Below are 16,387 nucleotides of genomic sequence, written 5' to 3'. Positions count from 1 at the left end.
GCCTAGTTCCTGATGTCCATGGCGCTGCGCAGGCCGTCCGAGAGCAGGTTGAAGCAGATCGAGACCGCGAAGATCATCGCGCCCGGCAGCGCGGCAACCCAGGGATTGACGTAGATCGCGGTGCGGAGCGTGTTCAGCATCAGGCCCCATTCCGGCTCCGGCGGTTTTGTGCCGAGGCCGAGGAAGGAGAGACCTGCGGCCAAAATCATCGAGACCGAGATCAGACTGGTGGCATAGACGAAGATCGCGCCCAAGACGTTGCCGAGGATATGCACGCGCATGATGGTGAAGGGTCCTGCGCCGGAGGCGCGCGCCGCTTCGACGAAGTCCATGTTGCGCACGCCGGTGGTGACGCTTTCGGCAACGCGGGTGATCTGCGGCACGAACACGACGGTCAGCGACACGATGGAGTTGAGGATGCCGGCCCCGAGCGCGCCGGAGATCGCGATGGCGAGCAGCACGGAGGGAAAGGCGTAGAACACGTCGATCGTGCGCATGATCGCGGTGTTGAGCTTTCCGCCGACATAGCCGGCGACGAGGCCGAGCGACGTGCCGATGCAGAAGGCGAGGATCACGGGCAGGATGCCGATGACCAGCGACAACCGCCCGCCGTAGATCAGCCGCGCCAGCATGTCGCGGCCGAGCTCGTCGGTGCCGAGGGGGTAGCCTGCTGTGCCGATGTGGCGGAGGCGGCGGATCATCGAGCCCTTGTAGGGATCTTCAAGTCCGAGCCACGGCGCGAGCACCGCGGAGAGGAAGATCAGCAGCAGCACCAGCGCGCAGGCCATGCTGACCTTGTCGCGGGCGATGCGGCGGCCGACGGTCGCCCAATAGCCGCGCGCCTTGGTGGCAGGCGCGGCCTGCAGCGCGGCATCGGCGGTGGCCGAAAACGGAAGCTCGCTCATCGGCTAGCCCCGCTTGATGCGCGGATCGATCGCGGCTTGCGCGATGTCGACCAGCAGATTGAGGAAGACGAAGAACAGCGCCAGGATCAGGATCGTGCCCTGCAGCAGCGGCAGGTCGCGCTGGAAGATCGCCGAGTTGAGCAGGAAGCCCGAGCCCGGCCAGGAGAACACGGTCTCGATCAGGATCGAGCCGCCAAGCATGTAGCCGAGCTGAAGCCCCATCACCGCGAGCGCGGTGGGCGCGGCATTCTTGATGACGTGGCGGAACACGCCGGTTTCGTGCAGGCCTTTTGCGCGCAGCGCCTCGACGAAATCCTGCGAGAGGATGTCGCCGGTGAGCGCCCGCACGGTGCGGGTGACGATGCCCATCGGGATCACCGAGGTCGTGATCGCCGGCAGCACCAGGTATTTCAGATGCGCCCAGTCCCAGGCCCAGGAGTTGGAGCCGTTCGGCCCGGCGCCGACCGCGGGCAGCCAGTTCAGCTGCACCGAGAAGATGATGACGAGCACCATGCCGAGCCAGTAATGCGGCACCGAGACGCCGGCGATGGCGAAGGAGGTCGCGACCTTGTCGATCCAGGTCTCGCGGAAATAGCCGGCGATCAGGCCGAGCAGGATGCCCATCGTGAAGCCGATGATGGCTGCCGCAATCGCGAGCGTGACGGTGTTGCTGACCGCGCGCATGACCTCGGCGAGCACCGGGCGCCCCGTGGCGATGGAATTGCCGAGATCGCCATGAAGGGCACGCAAGAGCCACAAGCCGAACTGCACCGGCAGCGGGCGGTCGAAGCCGTAGGCGGCGCGCAGCTGCGCCGCGAGCTCCTGCGAGGCGTCGGCCGGCAGCACCGCCACCAGCGGATCGCCCGGCGTGATGTGCACGAGCAGAAAGCACACCAGCGCCACGCTGATGACGATCGGAATGACATAGACGATGCGGCGAGCGATATAGGCGAGCACTGATTGACCTAACGTGATGTCGCACGATTGGGTGCGCGGGCTTGAGTGAGGGACGCGCGATGCGAGGGTTCCCTCCCCCCTTGCGGGGGAGGGTTAGGGAGAGGGGTAGCCACACAGGGACCGCCCGTGTGAACCCCCTTCCCCAACCCCTCCCCGCAAGGGGGAGGGGAGCCCTACCAGCGTGCTCGCCTCACGGCGTTATCGACACCAGCGAGAAGTCGATGAACCAGCTCTTCGGCTGCACGACGCCCGTCACCTTCGGGCTGATGGCACGGGGGCCGACGTCGTGGGCGACGTAGAGGAAGGCGGCATCGTCGACGGAGGCCGCGTGCAGCTCGGCGAGCGCCGCGTCGCGCGCGGCGGGGTCGAAGGTCTGGCGCGCCTTCTTCACCAGCTCGTCGAACTTGGGCTCGTGGATGAAGCCCCAATTGTTCGAGACCGGCGGCGCCATGCCCGATTGAAGGAAGCGCACCAGCGCGAAGAACGGGTCCATCGCCGCATAGGTGACGTTGGTCGCGTTCGAGCCGTTGGCGCTGGGATCCTTGGCGCCGCGGCGCCAGTTGGTGAACAGCGTGTTCCACTCGATGACGTCGAGCTTCACATCGAAATAGCATTCGGCGAGCGCCTGCTGGAGATATTCGTTCATCGGCAGCGGTTGCATCTGGCCCGAGCCCGACGCAGACGTCTGGATCTTCACCGTCAGCTTCTTTGACGGACCGAAGCCGGCCTCCTGCATCAGCTTTTGCGCAGCCGCCTTGTCATACTTGATCTCGAAGGTCGGCTTGCCGCGCCAGGGATGGCCGGGCTCGAAGGTGCCGGTCGCCGGCACCATCAGGCCCGCGAGCAGGCCGTCCTTGAGACCCTCGCGATCGACGCAGAGATTGGCGGCCTTGCGGACCCGGATGTCGTTCCAGGGCGAGCCCTCGACGCGCGAGAACTGCCACGGCCAGACATGCGGCTGCTCGTTGGCGTAGAGCTTGAAACCGCGCTGCTTGAGCTCGGGCAACGCGTCGGGCGCCGGCGCCTCGACCCAATCGACCTGCCCGGAGAGCAGCGCCGCGGTGCGCGCGTTCGCCTCCGGCATCGGCAAGAGCACCATCTTGTCGACCTTGGGCACCCGCGCCTTGTCCCAATAGGCCGCATTCTTCACGAGCTCGAGCCGCTCGCGCGGCGTGAAGCTCGCCATCTTCCACGGGCCGGTGCCCGCGGCGTCCTTGGCGAACGCGGTCCACGCGGCCTGCGACTTCGCCTTGGCGTCAGCGCCTTCCGCCTTGTCGTAGAAATGCTGCCACTTCGCCGGGCTCACCATGAACAGGTTGGTGAGGTTGATCGGCAGGAAGCTGTCGGGCTCCTTGGTGGTGAGCTCGACCGTCATGTCGTCGATCTTCTTCGCGGAGGCCAGCGTCGGCATGCGCGACGCGGTGACGCCGACCTGGCTGGCGTCGAACTGCGGTGCATCCTGCTTCAGCACCTTCTCGACGTTCCACACCACGGCATCGGCATTGAACGGCGAGCCGTCATGGAAGGTGACGCCGGGGCGGAGCTTGAAGATCCACTTGGTCTTGTCGGCATCGTCGACCTTCCACTCGGTCGCAAGGCCCGGGATTACCACGCTCGCCTTGTCGGCCGAGGACAGGTCCCAGCCGGTGAGCGCGTCGTACATGGTGAGGCCGGTGAAGCGGTTGCCTTCAAAACCCTGATCGGGCTGGCCCAATGTGCGCGGAATATCGGCAGCGGTCATGCCGATGCGCAGCACGGTTTCGGCGCTTGCCACGCTCGGCCACGCGGCCGCAGTCGTCAGAGCCAGCGCAGCAATCAGCGCCGCGCGGGTGGTTGTCTTCATAAGCATCGTCTCAGTCCTCTTCCGGCTTTCAATGACTAATTTTGATGCAAACGTATGCAATGGCTATGCCAATGGGGAAACTTTTTCTGCAAATTGCCCCTGCGACGACAAGTCTGTGTGATCACGTGTCGGCAAAGGCACCGTCCTGCCTATTCTGGCATCAAGATTGCAAGTTTGGCCCTGAAATCTCCTGGGAGCCTTGGGCCATGCGTATCCGACTATCGACCTGTCTCGCCGTGCTTGCGCTGGCGTTATCCGCGATCACGGCACGCGCCGAAACGGTGGTGCGCTACGGCATCTCGATGGCGGACATCCCGCTGACGACGGGCCAGCCCGATCGCGGCGCCGGCGCCTATCAGTTCACGGCGTACACCATCTACGATCCGCTGGTCGCCTGGGAGATGGACGTCGCCGACCGCCCCGGCAAGCTGGTGCCCGGGCTCGCCACCGAATGGAAGGTGGATGATGCCGACAAGACCAAATGGCGGTTTGCTTTGCGCAAGGGCGTGAAGTTTCACGACGGCAGCGAGTTCAACGCCGATGCGGTGATCTGGAATCTGGACAAGGTGCTCAACGACAAGGCGCCGCAATTCGACAAGCGGCAGAGCGCGCAGGTGAAGACCCGTCTGCCTTCGGTCGCTAGCTACGCCAAGATCGACGATTTCACGGTGGAGATCACGACCAAGACGGTCGATTCCTTCTTTCCCTACCAGATGCTGTGGTTCCTGGTCTCGAGCCCGGCGCAGTACGAGAAGCTCGGCAAGGATTGGGACAAGTTCGCGAGCCAGCCCTCCGGCACCGGTCCGTTCAAATTGACCAAGCTCGTGCCGCGCGAGCTTGCGGAGCTCACGAAGAATCCGGACTACTGGAACAAGAAGCGCATTCCAAAGGCCGACAAGATCGTGCTGGTGCCGATGCCGGAAGCGCTGACGCGCACCAATGCGCTGCTCGCAGGGCAAGTGGACCTGATCGAGACGCCGGCGCCGGACGCCGTGCCGCAGCTGAAAGCCGCCGGCATGAAGATCGTCGACAATGTCACGCCACATGTCTGGAACTATCACCTCAGCGTGCTGCCGGGCTCGCCCTGGACCGACATCCGCCTGCGCAAGGCGTTGAACCTCGCGATCAATCGTGACGAAGTCGTCGGCCTGATGAATGGCCTCGCAAAACCGGCCAAGGGCCAGGTCGACCCGTCGAGCCCGTGGTTCGGCAAACCGAGCTTTGAGCTGAAATATGATCTGGCTGCGGCCAAGAAACTGGTCGAAGAGGCAGGCTACTCCAAGGCAAAACCGCTGAAGGCCACCTTCATCATCGCCCAGGGCGGCACCGGCCAGATGCTGTCGCTGCCGATGAACGAATTTTTGCAGCAAAGCTTCAAGGAGATCGGCATCGACATCGACTTCAAGGTGGTCGAGCTCGAGACATTATATACGCATTGGCGCAAGGGCGCGGCCGACGAGATGAACGCCGGCATCACCGCCAACAACATCGCCTATGTCACCTCCGACCCGCTCTACGCCATCGTCCGCTTCTTCGCCTCCGATCAGATCGCGCCGGTCGGCGTCAACTGGGGCGGCTACAAGAACCCTGAGGTCGATGCGCTGATCAACAAGGCCAAGCAGACGTTCGACACCGCCAAGCAGGACGATCTGATCGCGCAGGCGCATGCGCTGATCGTCGATGATGCCGTGCTGGTCTGGGTCGTCCACGACACCAACCCGCACGCGCTGTCGCCGAAGATCAAGCAGTTCGTGCAGGCGCAGCACTGGTTCCAGGATCTGACGACAATCGGGACGGAGTGAAGGCGGCAAACGCCGGTGTCGTAGGGTGGGCAAAGCGTAAGCGTGCCCACCACCTCTATACGCGGAGTAAGATGGTGGGCACAGCGCTAGCGCGCCTTTGCCCACCCTACGGGAGTTGATGTTGGCGGCGAAGAGCAGACGGACGCTACCGCGTCAAACACCGCTGTCGTCCCGGGGCGCGACGTAGTCGCGAGCCCGGGACCCATAACCACAGGAGTGGTTTGGCGAAGACTCGGAGTTACCGAGTCGCGCGATAACCGCTCCCTGTGGTTATGGGTCCCTGCGTGCACAGGGACGACAGCGAGTGTGAGGCCCCGAGCGGGGGCCTCAAGCACCCCCTACTTCGTCAGCAGCGCATACGCCCCGGTCCATCCCTCCGCCGGCGGATTGATCTGGAATTCCTTGATGCGCGCCTCGTACAGCTTGAACAGCTTTTCCAGCGTGTCGGCATCCTCGCTGTTGCGGCCGCGCTCGATCGCATCCAGCGCGCCCTGCCAGTCGCGGCCGCGGTAGCAGCCGAGCATCTCGATGGTGACGTTGCGCAGACGCTGGAAGGCGCCCGAATGCATCACGTCCTCGCGGCCGGCGATGGCGTAGATCACCTCGGGTTCGGTCTTGCCCTTGACCATGATGAAGTCGAGCTCGAGGATCGCGAACTTGTCCTTGGCGGCGAGCGCGGTCCTGGAGCCGACGATGATGGGAAAGCCGTATTCCTTCGACTGGCCTTCCAGGCGCGAGGCGAGGTTCACGCTGTCGCCGAGCACCGAATAGTTCTTCTTCAGATCGGAGCCCATGTTGCCGACGACGCCGATGCCGGTGTTGAGGCCGATGCCGACATTGAGCGGGATGTAGACATGACCGCCATCGGCGGCCTCCTGCTCGCGCTCCTTGTTGACCGCGTCGATCTGCTCCAGCATCTGGATCGCGGCCTCGCAGGCGTTGACCTCGTGCTCGGCATCGTCGAGCGGCGCGTTCCAGAACGCCATGATGGCGTCGCCCATGTACTTGTCGATATAGCCCTTCTGATCGATGATGACGTCTGTCAACGGCGTCAGGAAGCGGTTCATCAGCGCGATCAGGCCTTGCGGATCCTGCTTGTAGCTCTCCGAGATCGTGGTGAAGCCGCGCACATCGGAAAACATGATCGTCATCTCGCGCTCCTCGCCGCCGAGCACCAGCTTTTCGGGCGACTGCGCGAGCTGCTCGACCAGGACGGGCGACATGTATTGCGCGAACATGCCGCGGATCTGCACGCGCTGACGCTGCTCGCGCACGAAGCTCGCGAAGATCAGTGTCAGATAGATCGCGGTGGTCGAGAGCAATGGGTAGGTGAAGTCGATGAGATAGCGATACTGCGCATAGAAGAACCAGGATACGCCGACCAGGATGGCGGCGAACATGGCACCCGCGAGCCCAAGGCGCACCGGTCCGAGATTCGGCGTGAAGATGATGACGAGCAGGCCGATCACGAGCGCGGCGATCAGCTCGACGCCGAGCGCATAGTTCGGCTGGGAGATCACCGCGCCGCTGAGCACGCTCTCCAGCACCTGGGCATGAATCTCGACACCCGGCATGGTCGATGACACCGGCGTGGTCTTGATGTCGTTCAGCCCGACCGCCGAGGTGCCGACCAGCACCAGCTTGCCGGCGATCCTGTTCGGCGGCACGGTGTTGTCGAGCACATCAGCGGCGGAGACGTAGATCGAGGGATCCTGGCGGGCATAGTGCACCCAGAGCTGGCCGTTCTTGTCGGTCGGAATCTCCACGCCCTTGAGGCGCACGGCCCTGATGCCGGTCTTGTCGGTCCGGACCAACAGCGTCGGCGTTCCCGTGACGACGCGTAAAATCTCGAGGCTGAGCGAGGGCATGATGTTGCCCTGGGCGCGCATGATCAACGGCACGCGGCGGATCAGGCCGTCGCGCTCGGTCTTGATCGAGAACAGGCCGCGGCCGGCCGCGACCTTCTCGATGACAGGCACGTTGCGCAAGAGGCCGGGGAATTCGAACAGGAAACGTTCGGCATCCGCTTCGCCGACCGTCGCGACGCCGGTGAAGGGCAGCGACTTGTCGATCTCGGACGAGATCGCCGGCTGCCCGGTTTCGCCCAGCACCACGTGCGAGCGCTTGATCGCGTCGGCGAGGACCTGGTCATTGGTCGGCAGTTCGCGCAGCCTGGCGCGGGTGGCGTCGTCGAGATCGCGCATCTGGCTCGCGACCAGATCCGGGTTGAGCCGGTCGGCTTCGGAGAACACCATGTCGAAGCCGATCGTCACCGCGCCGTTACCGGTGAGGTTCTGGATCAGGTCCGCGATCCGCGTGCGCGGCCATGGCCACTGGCCGAGCTTGGCGAGGCTCTTGTCGTCGATGTCGACGATGGTGACCGGCCGCGCCGCCTTGTGGCGCGGATCGATCAGCTGGAACATGTCGAAGGTGCGCAGCCGCAATTCCTGGATCGGCGGCGGATCCCAGACACGAGCGCCGGCGAACAAGACCAGCAGCGCAAGGCACATCAGCCGCGCGAAGCCGAGCTTCCGCGCAAACCACCGCCGCAGGATCTTCAGACGTTTCATTTTAGTCGGACTTCCTGACCTGTATCGCGCCCGGCGCCGATCATGCAGCTGCGGCGCGTAATTGGCTATTCCCCGGCGGTTCAGGATTATGGATTTTTTGCCGCGGTCAAGCTGCGAGCCGGCCGCCAGGAGGCCCCGGCGGCGATCAGGTGATGTGGAAGATGAAATCGCTGGCCTTCAGATTTGCCGCGATCACGTTCTTCAGCAGGATCGTCTCGTGGTTGTCCAGCGTGATCTGGGCGCCGCCCGATTGCGGAGCGATATTGACGTCGTCCAGCGAGCTGATGCTGCCGAACTGCCGCAGGTCGATCTTGTCGAGGCCAATCTCGAAATCGTCGACGCTGTGCTGGACCGTGGACTGCGACGACGTCGGCGCGAACACGAACTGGTCCTTGGCGCCGCCGCCGATGAGCGTGTCGCTCGACTCGGTGGCGAAGATCACGTCCTTGCCGTCGGTGCCCTCCAGGCGGACGCCCTGGCTGTTGGCGCCCTCGACGAAGATGAAGTTCACGGTGTCGGAATGGCCGGTCGAGTCGGCAACGGTCACCGTGATCTTGTCCGTTGCGGGCGGCTGCGGATACTGCTCGGTGCTGGCGCCTGTCGGGTCGTAGGTGATGCCGGCACTTTCTGCGAGGCCGGTGTTGATCTGCTCGAGCGAGCCCGTCGTCGGATATGCACTGACGCTGCTGGTATCCGGATGCGAGGTCGACACCGTGACGGTGAAAATGTCCGTCGCCGCGCCAGAATCGGTATCGGTGACCACCAGATCGGTGATGATATCGTTGCTGTTCTCGCGGATGTGCTCGACGTGGAAGCTCTCGGTGTTGATGACTGGGCCGATGGCAGGCGTCACGCTCATGCCGATGGTGGTGATGTCGTGCGAGATCGGCGTGGTGCCGCCGGTGCCCGTCGCCGTGAGATCGATCGTCGCCGTCGAGCCAGCGGTGGTGATGGCGCCTGTATAGGTGTCGTCGAGAGCGTGGACGCCCAGCGCGCCAGGCTCGCCGCTGAATCCGTCGGCAGGCACGAACCGGATCAGCGTAGCGGAGCTCAGCACGAGCGCATTCGCATCACCGACCGAGTCGACATCGACCCAGCAGCCGCCAACCTTGTACTGCCAGACGCCCTGGTCGGCGGTCGCGGCGTCCGACGTCACCGCGATGGCCTTGAAGGTCGCGCCAGTGTCGGCGTCATGGAACTTGTTCGTGAAGAGATCGCGGATCTTGCTGCCAGCCGGATCGCTGTCGTTGCCGGCGACGGCGGCCAGCGTCGCGCTGTCGAGCGTCGGCGCGTCGTTCTTGCCGGTGATCGTGATGGTGACGTCGGTCGTGGTGGTCTCGCCCCGGCCATCATCGAGCGTGATGGTGGACACGACCTTCGCCGTCTGGTCCTGGCCGAGGAAATCGAGCGCGTTGTCGGCGATCGAATAGTGCCAGGTGACGGTACCGTTGTTCTTGCCGGTCAGCTGATACGTCAGCGCGTTCTTCAACGCGGCGGTCTCGTCGGGCGTGAGCGACGCGGTGAGGTCGGTGGCGCCGTCGAGCCAGGTCACGTCCTGGTCGACCTTCGTCACCGTCGGCCGGTCGGTCAGGTCGATGTCCTTGAAGTCGATCGAGCCGGTCGCGGCCGGCGACGGGTCGATCGTCGAGGACGAACCGGTGGTATCAGGCTGCTCGGAGAAGCTTGCGGTCAGCTGCGCCACGTCCGTGGTGGTGAATGCCGGCGCATCGTCGTCCGCATGGATCGTGATCAGCGTGTGGCCACCCTCATCACTGCCCGCGAAGTGCGCGTCGCGATAGTCTCCGACCAGGGTCAGGCTGATGCTCTTGCCATCGTCGCCGGTGACCGTCAGCACGCCGCCGCTCGCGGGGTGGTCGGCATCCGGGACATAAACCGCGCTGGTGCCAGGCCCCCACTTGATCATCGTCAGGTCGATCTTGTCGTTCGCGGACAGCTCCGCGATCGAGCCGCCGAAATCCTTCGTATCGATCTCCAGCTCGGCGCCGTCACCGGCAAGCGTGATCGTTTGCGATACCGCACCCTTGACCTCGAGCGTCGCGCCGGCATCGACGACGACCGCGCCCGTGGCCGAGCCCGACAGCGAGCCAAACAGCGTCAGCGTCCCGGTGTGAACCTCGATCGAGCCAGTGCCGGTGTTGGTGATGTCGCCCGTGATCGACGCAGTGCCCCAGCTGTCGATGTCGCCATAATTTTCGATGGTCAGATCGGCCCCGGAAATGGAGGCCGCGTGCAGATCGATGTCGCCGTGGTTGACGATCGAGGACGCATCACCGAACACGCCGCTGCCGGCGACCGTCCAGGTGCCGCCTGCGTTGTTATTGAACGTGGCGGTGGCGACCGAGATGTTGCCGTTGATGTGGCCGGCGTTGTTGATCGTGATCTCGCCACCAGTCTCGACGATCGCGTAGGTCGATGAGGTCACGCTGCCGGCATCGGTTGGCCCGATGGTGCCGGAGTTGATGATAGTCGCAGTGCCGGTACCGTTCTCCTGGATGGAGATCGCAGCGACGCCATCGGCGCCGACCACGGAGCCGGTATTGGTGATGTGCGTCGAGCCGGTCGCCCCCGCATCGTCCTGGTCGACATTGATGCCGGACGAGGTCGTGCCGGTGATGTGCCCGTTGTTGGTGACGGTGACTGCGCCGTTGCCATGGGAGACGATGTCGAGACCGACCGCGCCGGAAACGCCGCCGCCGATCGTCGCCGTGATATTGCCCGCGCCGTTCGCACCGTCATGCAGCACGATGCCGTTGCCAGTCTGGCCGGTGATGTCGCCTGATGTCGTCAGCGAGATGTCGCCGATGCCGTTCTGAGTGACGACAATGCCGTTGGTCGCGCCGGTCAGCGTACCGCTCGGGGTCAGTACGATATTGCCGCGATGGCCGATCGTCCCGCCCGAAGCGGTGAAGTCGAGCGCGTCGCCCTTGCCCGAATTGATGTCGGCATCGCCGGTGACCGTGAAAGTACCGCCGGTCGTCGCCTGACCGGCGATAGTGCCGGTAAAGGCATGGCTCGTCTTGTCGAGCTCGAGCGTATTGGTGCCACCGGCGAAGGTGACGGTCTGCGCGTCCGCGCCACCAAGCTCCAGCGTCGTGTCATCGTCGATGATCAGCGTGCCCGTGCCGGTGATGCCGCCGGACAGGTTGAGCGTACCGCTCTGGACTTCGATGGTGCCGGTGTTGGTGACGCCGCCCGTGATCGTATTGAGGCCGGCGACGCTGTACAGGTTGCCGGCATTGGTCAGGCTGCCGCCGTTGATCGAGACGTCGGTCAGATAGAGCTTTGACGCGCCGTCGACCGAGATGATGCCGCCGGCGTTGGCGATGGTGGAGGCCGTGAGCTTCAGCGTGCCGCCGGTCACTGCCTCGATCAGACCGTGATTGGTGATGGCGTGAAGGATGCCGGGATCGATCGTCAGGGCGCCGCTGGTGACCGAGATCGTGCCGGTGTTGCCGACGTCGGCGTTGTCGATGGCGCTCGCGCCGGTCGATTCCAGCGTGCCGGCGATGGTGAGCGTGCCACCGGCCAGGCTCGCACCGTTCAACGTCAGCGTCTTGCTCGCATCGACATTGACAGTGCCGTGATTGACGATCGCGGTGCCCACAACGGTCGCGTTGTCCAGCGTCAGCGTGACGCCGCTCTCGACCGTCACCGCACTGACGCTGAGCGTGGCGGCGCTGTCGATCTTGCTGGCACCGGTGACGTCGATCGTGCCGGCACCCTTGATGGCGCCGCCGCTGATCGTGGCATTGTCCAGCGTCAGGACCGCATTGCCGTCGACGATGACGTCGCCGCTCGAATTGTCGACGGTCGAGCCCTGCTCGATCGCGAGCGCGCCGTTGGCGAGCACTTCGATGATGCCGGCATTGGTGACGGTCTCACCGCTGAGCGCATTGCGCGCACCGCTCACCTTGAAGACGGTATTGTTTTTCAGAATGCCGCCGCTCAGGACGGCATCGCCGGTCAGATCGATCTCACCGTTGTTGGTAATCGTGCCTGCGCCGCGAATGCCGACGTTGAGGACGGGGCCTCCCTCGTCATCACCGCCGCCGGTGTCGATCACCGCACCAGCTCCGCCGATGGTCGCATTGTTGACGATCAGCTTGCCGCTGGCATCGACCGTGATCTGACCGTCATTGATAACGCTGGAGCCCTGATGGATCGTCAGCCAGCCATTGGCCAGCACCTCGATCACACCGGCCGCGGTGTTGGACACGGTCTCGTGGGCGAACTCGACCGTGCCCTTGACGTTGACGGTGCCGGAATTGTTCAGCGTGCCGTTCTCGATCAGGCTGGTGCCGTCGAGCTCCAGCGTGCCCAAAATGCTGACGGTGCCACCATCGACCGTCGCGGTATCGACGATCAGCGTCGAGCCGGCATCGGCCCTCAGCAAGCCGCCGGCGTTGTGGATCGTGGCGAGCGTCTTCAGCGTGCCGCCGGACAGCTCGATCGTGCCGGAATTGGTGATCTTGGTGCCGCTGGCGAAATCGCCGCCGCCCGCGAGCGTCAGATAGCCGGCATTGGTGAGCACGCTCGTGCCCAGAATCTCGGCCTTGCCGCCGACCGACATCGTTCCGGTCGCGGCGGTCGTGAGGATCGAATCGGCACCCATGTTGAGCGCGCCTGATATCGTCAGCGAGCTCTGGACGATCACCTTCGGCGGCGGGCCACCGAAATCGTTCATCGTCAGCGACTTGGCGTAGGCCGCGGTGTCGATCGTCACCGGATAGGACGGCGTCAGGCCGTGCAGCTGATCGGTGATGACGATGACGTCGTCATTGATGGTCGGGACCGTACCGGTTGCCCAGTTCGCCGCGTCCTTCCAGAAGCCGCCGGAGGGAGCGCCGGCCTTGTCGGTCGCGATCCACACCACCGCGGGCGCGTCGGTGCCGGTGATCGTGACGGTGATGGTCTGCTGTGAGGTCGCGCCGTGCGAATCCGTCAGCGTCACGGTGTAGACCAGCGTCAGCACCTCACCCTTCGGGATGAAGTCGGCGAGATAGACCGGCAGATCGGCCAGCGACCAGTTGATGGTGCCGGTGCCGTCTCCGGTGCTGTCGGCGCCCGCCGCGATCGCGACCGACATCGCGCTCTGGAACGCCGCGAGCGGGCCCGGCGGAACGGTGCCATCAGGCAGGGTCGCGCTGGTCAGCGCCACCGACACCGTATGCTTGTCGGTGAGATCCACGTCGTCGAAGTTCAGCGTGCCCGTCGTCGGCACATCGCTGGTGAGCGGGCCACCCGGCACGCTGGTGCCGCCTTCAAAGATGATGACCGGAACGCTGGTGGTGATCACCGGCTTGTCGTTGGTGCCGGTGATCGTGATCGTGATGGGGATGAAGGCGGTCTCGGGGCTGACCGAGAAATTGTTGTCGACGCGGACCATGTAGGTCAGCGTCAGCGTTTCGCCGGCCGCGAGGAAGTCGAAGACGTGGTCGGGGATCGTGTAGGTCCAGACCGCCGAGCCGTTGTTGTTGTTGCCACCGTCGGCGGCGACGCTGATCTGGATCTGCGTCGCCGCGATGTCCTGCTTCTGAAGTGCAGAGAGCGTGCCGGTGACGTCCTGGCCGGCACTCTTGTAGACGTAGTTCGGCGCATCGGCGAGATTCACGCTCACCGTCGGCCTGTCGCCCAGGTTCTGGTCGACGAAGGTGATCCGGCCGGAGATCGTGTCGGAATGCGTCGTGTCGCCGGTCGTGTCCGCGCGCTCGGTCAGCGCAAACGCCGTCTTCACATTGCCGTTGAGATCAAGGCTTTGAGACAGAGGCTTGCCGGGGTAACGGTTGAAAGGCGTCGTGTGATCGCTGGGCCCCTGCGGTCCCTGCTGACCGAGGTTGGTGAAGAGCGCGGTCGCGATGTAGCCGGCCGGCGTCTTGATCACCAGGCCGTCGCTGGTCTGCGTGATCGTGTCGGTGAAGTTCGTGGTCAGCTTGGTGTTGGTGTTGTTGTCGGTGAACTTCAGCGTGAACACGTCCGTGATCAGCTTCTGCACGTCCGGCGACAGCAGCCCGTTGGTGATCGAGACATTGCCGCCGCTGATCTGGATCATCTGGCCGGCCTGGTTGACCGTCGCGATCGGCAGCAGCGTGACCTTGTCGAACAGGATGTAGGAGCCCGTCGTGCCGTTCGGCTCGACCAGCACCTGGAAGCTCGCCTGCGGCTGCGGATCGCCGCCGCCGGCAGGAACGACGAAGTTGATCTGGGTCAGAACCGCCGTGCCGCGGATGCCCATGGTGGCGACCGGCGTGTCGATCTTCATGTCGCCGTGCTTGGCGGTCTCGCCCGCGACGAAGGTGATGGTGCCCGCAACCAGGCTCAGCAGCGAGGAATTGCTCGACCCGTTGGGGTCGTAGACCATCTCGTTCAGCACCATCCGCGCATTGGAGGACAGGCCGAACACGGTGCCGTCGATGAAGGTGATGCCGAGCGTCGAATCCGCGCCGGTCGAGACCACATCGCCCTTCTCGACATTGTCGCCGTTGTTCAGCGTGACCGAGACGCCGTTGCGAACCGCGGTCGCGCTGCCGGAGAGTTTTGTGACGTGGCCGATGACCTGCGCGGCGGCGATGCCGGGCGCGGCCTGCGCAACCTGCACATGGCCCGTGAGCGCGTTGACGACGTCGCCGGTGAGATGGGCGCCATCGGGCGAGGCGATCGCTGCGCGCTTGTCGCCCTTGAAATAATCGTGAACGACGAACTCATGCCCCTCGTGGGACAGCACGAGGTCGAGACCTGCGCGCTTGAACTCGCCATTGAAGATCAGGTTAGCATCGGGAACAACGAACGTGCCGTCGGGCACGTGACCGTGCGCCTTCGCGACAAAAGGCTTGGCGATAAAAGTCTTGGCCGCAAAGGAATCGACATGAACGTCCGCGGCCGAGCGGGAACCCTCGCCATCAAGGGGAATCGTGGCGTCAAATTTGCCAGCGTAATTCAACCGGGGGGCACCGCAAAAAGAGTTAAAATCTAAGTAAGTAACGACCGCCTAAGCTTGAATAGCATTACCAAGTCCTTAGCGAAACCATCTATTGCTTGTGTGATTCCCATCACTTGGCTGGAGGAGTCTCCAATAGCGGCGCCTTCACAGAGAAGTCGAAGTAATTCTTTAAATATTCCGAGGTCGGTTTTCGGCTTATTTTCACGCATTCCCAGTCATCCAAAGTAACCAGTCGCCCATATCGAACGACGGATACTTGTGTCATCTTTTGTTCGTAGTTCCCCGCAGCATCCTGCGGCAAATACGGGGCAGAATCTGTGACCCAACTAACAGAACCCGTGAAATAGCGGGCTGTTAGCCATAAGCGGTAGAATCAGCCCTCCCGCAGCTTCAGCCCGCAATTGGTTCCATTTCGCGGCGACGGAGCCCTCCTAGCCGGCGAATCGTAAAATTTTACGCAATTTGCACAGGCCCGTTTCAGCCTGTCCCACGGTTTTGGGAGCCCTGCCGGGCGCATTAAGCAGAACAAAACGGCCCGTCTCGCACTATCTCCGCGAAAGCAACAAAGCCCGGCACGACCAGGTCGAGGGGGACCTGGCGAAGCTGGAAGGGGATGTCAGATGGAGACCGCTGCTCGCTCGCGCGCTTGGCGCGCTGTCATTGTGCTGTGCGGATTGATCCTGCTTGGATCGGCCGCCGAGCTCCGCGCCGGCACGCTGCTGTCGCCTGGGGCCGGCGTCCTCGTGCGCAAATCCGCCGAGCCGTTCGGCGTGTTCGCCTTCGCTATCTCCTCCGGCAGCCTCCAGCAGAAATGGTTCGCGCTGAAGCAGAAGCTCGACGACGACATGGTGCAGCTCGCGCTGTGCGACGGCGACCGGGACAATTGCGCGTCGCCCGCGGCGCTCAAACTGATCGCCATCGTCGACCAGGCCCGCAGCCGCGACGGCCGCGCGAAGCTGGGCGAGACCAATCGCGCCATCAATCTTGCCATCCGGGCCGCCAATGACGGCGCCGACGACGTCTGGAGCTCGCCGCTCGCGACCTTTGCGCGGGGCGCTGGCGATTGCGAAGACTATGCCATCGCCAAGCTGGCCGCGCTGCGGCTCGCCGGCGTTGCCAATGAGGACCTCCGCATCGTCGTGGTGCGTGACGTCAGGGCCGGCGAAGAGCATGCGGTCGCCGCAGCAAGGCTCGACGGCCACTGGCTGATGCTCGACAACCGCCGCATGGCGATGGTCGAGGACGACGCGGCCCAGACCTACCAGCCGCTGTTCGTGCTCTACCAGTCCGCCGTGATGAAATATGTCGACGAACCCGTGCGGTTGTCGATGGCCGCGCCCGAGGCGCACTGA

At 64.1% G+C, this 16,387-nt stretch carries 7 protein-coding genes; 2 read left to right on the top strand and 5 right to left on the bottom strand.

The genetic code is table 11. The features are described from left to right. Positions 1-2: 2 nt before the first annotated feature. The 3 genes from AB7290_RS04505 to AB7290_RS04495 all read right to left on the bottom strand — a co-directional run bounded on the left by AB7290_RS04505 (position 3) and on the right by AB7290_RS04495 (position 3,711). Positions 3-905 (bottom strand): ABC transporter permease, encoded by a 903-nt coding sequence (locus tag AB7290_RS04505; RefSeq protein ID WP_085403445.1) that lies wholly within the window; start codon positions 903-905, stop codon positions 3-5. 3 nt (positions 906-908) lie between these two features. Further along, positions 909-1,862: an ABC transporter permease gene (locus AB7290_RS04500; RefSeq protein ID WP_014498430.1), complete on the bottom strand. Its 954-nt coding sequence runs from the start codon at positions 1,860-1,862 to the stop codon at positions 909-911. A gap of 190 nt (positions 1,863-2,052) precedes the next feature. After that, positions 2,053-3,711, bottom strand: a complete 1,659-nt coding sequence (locus tag AB7290_RS04495; protein WP_085398862.1) for an ABC transporter substrate-binding protein — start codon at positions 3,709-3,711, stop codon at positions 2,053-2,055. Positions 3,712-3,911: 200 nt separating this feature from the next. On the opposite strand from AB7290_RS04495, the gene AB7290_RS04490 reads away from it, so the two are divergent. Beyond that, positions 3,912-5,507 carry an ABC transporter substrate-binding protein gene (locus AB7290_RS04490; protein ID WP_085398861.1) on the top strand — a complete coding sequence of 532 codons (1,596 nt, stop codon included), beginning with the start codon at positions 3,912-3,914 and terminating at the stop codon, positions 5,505-5,507. Positions 5,508-5,845: 338 nt separating this feature from the next. Here the strand turns inward: AB7290_RS04490 and AB7290_RS04485 are convergent, their stop codons facing one another. Further along, complete coding sequence (locus AB7290_RS04485) at positions 5,846-8,077, bottom strand: CHASE2 domain-containing protein (protein WP_085398860.1); 2,232 nt, start codon at positions 8,075-8,077, stop codon at positions 5,846-5,848. Between the two features lie 145 nt (positions 8,078-8,222). Beyond that, complete coding sequence (locus AB7290_RS04480) at positions 8,223-15,035, bottom strand: VCBS domain-containing protein (RefSeq protein ID WP_085398859.1); 6,813 nt, start codon at positions 15,033-15,035, stop codon at positions 8,223-8,225. Between the two features lie 620 nt (positions 15,036-15,655). On the opposite strand from AB7290_RS04480, the gene AB7290_RS04475 reads away from it, so the two are divergent. Beyond that, positions 15,656-16,387: a transglutaminase-like cysteine peptidase gene (locus AB7290_RS04475; RefSeq protein WP_085398858.1), complete on the top strand. Its 732-nt coding sequence runs from the start codon at positions 15,656-15,658 to the stop codon at positions 16,385-16,387.

This window comes from Bradyrhizobium sp. 613_E4_N2_2, assembly GCF_052075995.1.
GTDB lineage: Bacteria > Pseudomonadota > Alphaproteobacteria > Rhizobiales > Xanthobacteraceae > Bradyrhizobium > Bradyrhizobium barranii.
The sequence above is the reverse complement of the archived record's forward strand: the minus strand, read 5'-3'. Positions and strand labels throughout refer to the sequence as shown.